Source organism: Mycobacterium sp. TH-M25, assembly GCF_057473665.1.
In genome coordinates, this window is the sequence record NZ_JBYCLA010000142.1 from 1 (window position 1) to 7,133 (window position 7,133).

The window sequence follows — 7,133 nt, forward strand, 5'->3', positions numbered from 1 at the left end:
CCGCAGGGCCGCGGCCAACGCAAGCGGGACACGCGCTTTGATGCGGGTTCCGTCGTTGATGTGCTCGGTCTCCTGAATACGGCCGTCGGCATGCATACGGGAAACCAGATCGCCACGGTCGTATGGGATCACGACGTCCACCGCGGTGTCGGTCGGCGCCGCCAGGTCAGCCATCCGCCGGCGCAACGCCTCGACGCCCTCCCCCGTCGCGGCCGAGACGAACACCGCCCCGGGCAAGGCGCGACGCAGCTTGGCCAGCCCCAAGTCGGTTGCGGCGTCGATCTTGTTGACCACGACCAGCTCCGGCGCCGGTCCACTGTCGTGATCGGCGAAGACGTCGGAGACTACCTGCCGCACCGCGCTGATTTGGGCCAACGGGTTGGCGTCCGATCCATCGACGACGTGCACCAGAAGGTCAGCGTCGACAACCTCTTCCAGCGTCGAGCGGAACGCCTCGACCAACTGCGTCGGCAGATGCCGCACGAAGCCGACGGTGTCGCTGACCACGAACGCGCGCCCGTCGTCGAATTGTCCACGGCGGGTCGTGGGCTCAAGCGTTGCGAACAGCGCGTCCTGCACCAGCACCCCCGCGCCGGTCAGCGCGTTGAGCAGACTGGACTTGCCCGCGTTGGTATAGCCGACGATCGCGATCGAGGGCGCCTCGCTGCTTCGCCGGCGACTGCGCTGGGTGTCGCGGACCTGCTTCATGTCCTTGATCTCACGGCGCAGCTTAGACATTCGTTCGCGGATGCGACGCCGGTCGGTCTCGATCTTGGTCTCACCGGGTCCGCGGGTGCCCACACCGCCGCCGCTGCCGCCCGCGCCACCGCCCTGCCGCGACATCGACTCACCCCAACCGCGCAGCCGCGGCAGCATGTATTCCATCTGCGCCAGCGACACCTGCGCCTTGCCTTCCCGGCTGGTGGCGTGTTGGGCGAAGATGTCCAGGATCAGCGCGGTGCGGTCGATCACCTTGACCTTGACGGCCTTCTCCAGCGCGTTCAGCTGCGCCGGGGACAGTTCACCGTCGCAAATGACGGTGTCGGCGCCCGTCGCCGCCACCACGTCGCGCAACTCCGCGGCCTTACCGGAGCCGATGTAGGTCGAGGGATCAGGCTTGCTGCGCCGCTGGACCATGCCTTCGAGCACCTCGGATCCCGCGGTTTCGGCCAGCGCGGCCAGTTCGGCGAGGCTGGCGTCAGCGTCGGCGGCGCTGCCGTCGGTCCACACGCCAACCAGCACCACCCGCTCGAGTCGCAGCTGGCGATACTCGACCTCGGAGATGTCGGTGAGTTCGGTGGACAGCCCGGCAACACGGCGTAGCGCCGCGCGGTCGTCGAGCGCGAGATCACCGGCGCTAGGGGCCGCAGGAAGGTCGGGATAGGTCATACCCACCACCGCTCGCTGAGTTCGCCGCGGGCCACCAACACCGACGGCCCGCGTAGGTAGCTGGTGGCCTCGGTGACCGTCACGACGACATCACCACCGGGCACCCGCACGGTCAGGGTGCCGGTAGTCGCGCCCCGATGCGACAGCGCCGCGACGGCTGCGGCGACGGTTCCCGTTCCGCAGGAGCGGGTTTCGCCCACGCCCCGCTCGTGTACCCGCATGCTCACCGTGCCGTCGTCGGGGGCCGTGAGAATCTCGACATTGACCCCGTCGGGGAATTGGTCGTGGTCGAAACTGACCGGGGCCGCGACGTCCAGCTCCGCGAGCGCCGCGGTTGTCAGCGCGGAGTCAACGCATGCCAGGTGCGGGTTGCCCACATCGACGGCCAGCCCGTTGAACATCCGGCCACCGACAACGGCTTGCCCGGGCCCCAGCCGATTGGCCTTGCCCATGTCGACCCGGACATCGGCGTGGGTGGCGTCCACGTGGTGCACAATGACCGGCCGCGGTCCGGCGAGAGAGCCGATGACGAACTCGTCGTGGGTTTCCAGCCTGCTGGCCCGTAGGTAATGCGCGTAAACCCGAACACCGTTGCCGCACATCTGCGCGATCGACCCGTCGGCGTTTCGGTAGTCCATGTACCAGTCCTCGGCGCGCAGCCCGTCGGGCATCCGATCGAACACGCCCGCAGCTAGTGCCGCTCTCGCAGTGGTGACCCGCAGCACGCCGTCGCCGCCCAGGCCGCGGTGCCTGTCGCACAAGGCCGACACCACGTCCGGGGTCAGCGCCAGCGCGGCGTCGAGGTCATGCAGCACGACGAAGTCGTTCTCGGTGCCATGGCCTTTGGCGAATCGGATCACCTGCTCAGGATACGTGGCGCCACACCCTCACCGCCGCGTCGGCGTTGCCGTCGGCGGTGGCATCGAGCCAACGGATCCGGTGGTCGCGACGAAACCAGGACCGCTGTCGTCGCACGTAGCGGCGGGTGCCGACGAATGTCGGCGCTCTGGCACCGGCGCCGTCGCCACCGGCGTCGAGATCCTCGAGAACCTGCGCGTAACCCAACGCTCGCGACGCGGTCACACCGTCACGCAGGCCGCGCCCGAGCAGACCGATCACCTCAGCGACCAGACCGTGTTCGAACATCGCATCAGTGCGTTGAGCTAGCCGCTCGTCGAGAAGCGCTGTGTCGCAATCTAATCCAATGATAACCGCGTCCCAGCGCGGTGCGCCGATCACCGGCGCCGACGCGGCGAACGGCTGGCCGGTCAGCTCGACCACCTCCAGCGCGCGCACGATGCGGCGGCCGTCGGTGGCCAGTATCGACACCGCGGCGGCGGGATCGCGGCGGGCGAGTTCGGCGTGCAGCGCGCTGGAGCCGACCTCGGCGAGCCGTTCTTCCCACTTGGCACGCACCGCGGGGTCGGTCGCCGGGAACGACCAGTCATCGAGTAGCGATTGGACGTACAGCATCGACCCGCCCACCAGGACGGGAACGTTGCCACGCGCGGCAATCCCCTCGACGTCGGCGGCGGCGGCGCACTGATAGCGCGCGACGGTGGCGGTGGCTGTGACGTCGAGGACGTCGAGTTGGTGGTGCGGGATGCCGCGGCGTTGGGAGACGGGCAGTTTGGCGGTGCCGATGTCCATGCCGCGGTAGAACTGCATCGCGTCGGCGTTGACGATCTCCGCCTGTCCGCCGAGCCGGTCCGCAACGTCAAGGGCCAGTTGCGATTTGCCTGTCCCGGTCGGCCCGACGATGACCAGCGGCCTCACGGCTGCCAGACGCCGGCGAAATACCCGACGCCGAAGGGCGCCGCGCGGCAGAGCTCCTTGGCCGACCGTGGCACTGGCTCCGCCAGACCGGCCAGCACACCGAACGCGACCCGCCCACCGACCTGCGCGGGCAAGCGGGTCAGCACGGCGACATCGCCGCCGGCCAACGCGTCGTCCAGGGCACGCTGCAGGTCGGCGTCGTCGGGCCGGTAGCCGCCGGGCGCCGCCGGCGTCAGCGTGTTGGCGCCGTCGGCGACCACCAGCACCCCGGTCGGCTCGCTCGACCGGTCGGTCTCGGCGCGCAGCCGCCGGCCGATTTCTACCGCGGCCGGGGTGTCGTGGCCCTCGGCGTAGACCCGAACCTGCGCGACCGCATCCGGCTGGGCCTGAGCTCGCGTCCAACCGCCGATCAGCGCACACAGCGGCATCGGGATCGGTGGACCGTCGGCCTGCGGCGACAACCGCACCGGTACGTCGGCGCCGTAACCCGCGAACGTGCCGACACTCGCCGGGCCGACGACACCGTCCGCGGCACCCACCCCGACGATGATCCAGCGCGGCGGCAGCACGGCGGCGGCGGCGATGGTGGCCGCCCGTAACTCCGCGACCTCGTCGGCGGCCGCGCCGGCCAGCTCGGGGATCAGCACCGGAGCCGACGGAATGATCGAGATGGCGCCTAACACGCCATCAAACTAGCGGTTCGACGCCGTTGCGGCGAACGTGTCGGTGTGCGCTTCGACCGTTGCGGCCTCGCCGCGAGCGAGCGCCGCGGTGGCGATCACCATCACCGCCACCGCCACCCCGACCACGAACACCGTCTCGTCGCCGGAACGCACGGTCTCCCCCAACACGAAAATTCCCAACAACGCGCCCACCGTCGGCTTGGCCACCGTCATCGTCGGCATCGAGGCGTTGAGCGGGCCGCGTCGATACGCCGACTGCTGAAACACCATCCCGGCGGCGGCGGCCCCGATGCAGGCGTAGAGCTCAGGAGCGGCCAAGACCGCGAGGATGCCACCCGCGGCGGCGTCGACCGCGCCTTTCACCAGCACGGCGAACAACGCCAGCGACGCACCCGAGATCGCGGCCAGCAACACCGCGGCGACCCCCCCATCCGGCCAGAGCCGCGCTCCAAGTAGGCACAGCGCAACCAGCGGACCCGCGATGGCGGCAACCACCAGCCACGTGTGCAGCGGCGCGCGCGAATGTCCGGCCACTGGGTGCCCGACGGTGACGATGACGGCCAGCGCGGTGGCCAATACCGCCGCCCAACACCACTCCCACCGGCTCACACGGACTCCGCTCATCCGGGCGTAAAGGGGTAGCGCGAACAGCAGGGCCGTCACTTGCAGCCCGGTCACCAATATCACCGAGCCGAAATTGAGCGCCGCGGCCTGCAGTCCGTAGTTGGCAACGGCCGCGACCGCTCCGAGCCGCCAAGACCGATTACGCCACGACAGGAAAAACAACCTGAGATAGCCGACGCGACCCTCGGTGACCTCGTGCGCGGACCGTTGCCGCGCAACATTACCGAGCGCCGACGCGTACGCCGCCGCCATCGCTAGCAACCCCGCGAGCTCTGTCTTCGGCACGCTTTAACCCTCCTCGCCCGATTTGTACCCCGCCACGGTACTGATGTGGGCTGTGGAAACCTCGTCGCTAACGACTCGACGGCTCCTGCTCGGCTACAACGACGTCTCGTCCGTCGCCCGCCGCCATGGTCGCCGCCTCGCCGCGGGCCAATGCTATCGTCGCCACGATCACCAGCACCCCGGCGCCGAGAAGTGCCAACCCCCTTGCGCCGTCGGCGTTCAACGTCTCGCTGAGCACCACAACCCCGAGCACGGCCGCGACCAGCGGCTTCGTCACCGTCACCGCCGGTAGCGACGCGGTCAATGCGCCAGCGCGAAATGCCGACTGCTGGAAGATCATTCCCGCCAGCGCCGCCGGCAGCAGACAATAGAACTCGGGGGCGCGCAGCACTGCGCCAAACCCACCCGACGCCGCCCCGACGGCACCTTTGGTCAGCACGGCGAACAACGCCAGCGACGACCCGGCCACTACTGCCAACAGGACGGGCGCCAGCGTGCTGCCGGCCCAGATCCGGGCGCCCAGAACGCACAACACCAACACCGGGCCCAGCACCGCGGCCACCGCGAGCCAGCTCACGGTCGACCCGCGCGCGACCCCGGCGCCGGGGTCTCCGACCGTCACCAACACCGCGAGCGACCCGGCCAGCAACACCGCCCAGGTCCACTCCCAGCGGGTCACCCGGTGGTGGGCCAGGCGGGCGTAAATCGGCAGCGCGAACAGGAGCGAGGTCACCTGCAAGGCCGTCACCAACATCACCGAGCCCATCGCGAGCGCGGCGGCCTGCAGGCTGTAATTGGCGACAGCCCCCAGGCCGCCGATCCACCAGCGTGAGTCACGCAGCGACAAGCGGAACAGTTCGAGGTGGCCGACGTCGGCGTCGGTGACCTCCTGAGCAGACCGCTGACGAATCACGTCGCCGACCGCGGATGCCAAAGCGGCGCACAGCGCGATCAGCACCGCCAAATCCGCTTTCGACATGGTTCACCGCCCCTTGTCCCCGGTTTTACCTATCAGCCTAGGGGCGAGCAGCGAATCATCGCCGGTGACACGTCTTCACCTACCTCATATCGGCCCGGCCGAAGCCACTGCGCCGCCAACTCGAAACGCTTCACTGGCCAAGCTGCTTCAATACTGGTGGGGTACGGACCTGTGTATCTCGTTTCGACGGCGCCGCTACGCGCGGCAGGTGTGCGGCCAATAACCGCGCGAAGGGTAGGTAACGGCAGTTGATGACGTCCGACGAGCGACACGAAGTACCGCGGCCGGGCCCGCGGCCAGGCCCCAAGCCGACCCCACGCCCCCCGGCCCACCCGGTGGCGTCAGCGCCGGTCAGCGACCCACACATGTTCGGTCGGGTGGACGATGACGGAACGGTGTGGCTGATCACCGCGGCAGGCGAACGCGTCGTGGGTTCCTGGCAAGCGGGTGACACCGAAGCGGCGTTCGCCCACTTCGGGCGGCGCTTCGATGACCTGAGCACCGAAATCACGTTGCTCGAAGAGCGGCTGGCCGCCGGTATCGGCGATGCGCGCAAGGTCAAAGCCACCGCTGAGGCGCTGGCCGAGACGTTGCCGAGCGCCAACGTCCTCGGCGACATCGATGCGCTGACTCGCCGTCTCGCCGCCATCGCCGAGCACGCCAGTGCGGCCGCAGCCGCCGCCCGCGCTCTTCGTGACGAGCATCGGGCCGCGGCGACCGCACGCAAAGATGCCTTGGCAGCCGAGGCGGAGGAGCTGGCCAACACCTCGACGCAATGGAAGGTCGCAGGCGACCGACTGCGCACGATTCTCGAGGAATGGAAAACGATCACCGGGCTGGACCGCAAGACCGACGACGCGCTGTGGAAGCGTTACTCGGCAGCGCGGGAAACCTTCAACCGGCGGCGCGGATCACATTTCGCGGAGTTGGACCGAGGCCGGGTCGGGGCCCGCGAGGCCAAAGAGAAGCTCTGCGTACGGGCCGAAGCGCTTGTCGACTCCACCGACTGGGGTGCCACCAGCGCGGAATTTCGCAAACTCCTCGACGACTGGAAAGCCGCCGGCCGCGCCGCCCGCGACGTCGACGACGCGCTGTGGGCCCGCTTCAAGGGCGCGCAGGACACCTTCTTCAAAGCCCGCAACGCCGCGACCGCCGAGCGGGATGCCGAATTCAACGCCAACGCCACCGCCAAAGAGGCGCTGCTGGCTGAGGCGGAGAAGATCGACATGAGCAACCAGAAGGCGGCCACCGCGGCACTACGGGCCATCGGCGAGAAATGGGACGCGATCGGCAAAGTTCCCCGGGAAAAATCGGCCGACCTCGAGCGGCGCTTGCGCGCGGTCGAGAAGAAGGTCCGTGACGCCACCGAGCCCTCGGGACCCGACCCCGAGGCGCAG

7 protein-coding genes are annotated in these 7,133 nt (G+C 69.2%); 1 reads left to right on the forward strand and 6 read right to left on the reverse strand.

The window, feature by feature from the left end:
• From hflX to AC2VOU_RS04880, 6 genes are all read right to left on the reverse strand, one after another.
• Positions 1-1,389: GTPase HflX (hflX, locus tag AC2VOU_RS04855; RefSeq protein WP_486956337.1), on the reverse strand; the 1,389-nt coding region annotated here is incomplete at its 3' end.
• Entirely contained in the window at positions 1,386-2,246 is an 861-nt protein-coding gene (gene dapF / locus AC2VOU_RS04860) for a diaminopimelate epimerase (RefSeq protein ID WP_486956343.1), read from the reverse strand. The genes hflX and dapF, both read right to left, overlap by 4 nt.
• A 7-nt stretch (positions 2,247-2,253) precedes the next feature.
• The gene (gene miaA / locus AC2VOU_RS04865; RefSeq protein WP_486956338.1) at positions 2,254-3,165 is read right to left on the reverse strand and encodes a tRNA (adenosine(37)-N6)-dimethylallyltransferase MiaA; all 912 of its coding nucleotides are present in this window, start codon (positions 3,163-3,165) and stop codon (positions 2,254-2,256) included.
• Positions 3,162-3,848: a class III extradiol ring-cleavage dioxygenase family protein gene (locus AC2VOU_RS04870; protein ID WP_486956339.1), complete on the reverse strand. Its 687-nt coding sequence runs from the start codon at positions 3,846-3,848 to the stop codon at positions 3,162-3,164. Before AC2VOU_RS04870 ends, miaA begins: the two co-directional genes overlap by 4 nt.
• Positions 3,849-3,857: 9 nt before the next feature.
• Positions 3,858-4,757, reverse strand: a complete 900-nt coding sequence (locus AC2VOU_RS04875; protein ID WP_486956340.1) for a DMT family transporter — start codon at positions 4,755-4,757, stop codon at positions 3,858-3,860.
• A gap of 67 nt (positions 4,758-4,824) precedes the next feature.
• A complete protein-coding gene (locus tag AC2VOU_RS04880) occupies positions 4,825-5,736 on the reverse strand; it encodes a DMT family transporter (RefSeq protein WP_486956341.1) in 912 nt (303 codons plus the stop codon).
• Between the two features lie 251 nt (positions 5,737-5,987).
• Here AC2VOU_RS04880 and AC2VOU_RS04885 point away from each other — a divergent pair.
• The coding region (locus AC2VOU_RS04885; RefSeq protein WP_486956342.1) for a DUF349 domain-containing protein at positions 5,988-7,133 on the forward strand (1,146 nt) is incomplete at its 3' end.

Excerpts from the sequence above, each read along its gene's own strand:
- AC2VOU_RS04880 (WP_486956341.1), bottom strand. The coding sequence starts at position 5,736 with ATGTCGAAAGCGGATTTGGCGGTGCTGATCGCGCTGTGCGCCGCTTTG.